The following is a 339-nucleotide window of genomic DNA, read 5'->3' as shown; positions in this document are numbered from 1 at the left end:
ATGGAAGCCGCCATGCGCCAGCGCCTCGATCTTGCCGAAACGATGTTGCGCGAACGCGCGCAGCTCTCCGACATAGGCAAAATCAGGCAAGAAGTGATGGATGAGTTCGAAATCGTGCTCATTCAGATGCCCTATGTCGGTGGTGCGGCTAGTCGCATGAGCGACTTCTTCATGCGATTAATGGGCTTTATGGCTATCGGGCGCGTGCTCCGTCGGCATTGCGTGGCGCTCCCCGTAATCGGCGATATCGAACGAGAAAGCTACAAGGCTCAGTTGCTGACCGTGCCGGAGGCCAAACGGCTCGCATCGGGGCGTCAATTCATGTCTCCGGAAAATCGG

General features: G+C 57.2%; 1 pseudogene. It reads left to right on the top strand.

The features are described 5' to 3' along the window. A pseudogene (locus tag KJQ96_RS38925) lies at positions 1-339 on the top strand (hypothetical protein); the annotation flags it as partial.

This window comes from Bradyrhizobium sp. sGM-13 (assembly GCF_018398875.1).
In the GTDB taxonomy this organism is placed as follows: domain Bacteria; phylum Pseudomonadota; class Alphaproteobacteria; order Rhizobiales; family Xanthobacteraceae; genus Bradyrhizobium.
The sequence above is the reverse complement of the archived record's forward strand: the minus strand, read 5'-3'. Positions and strand labels throughout refer to the sequence as shown.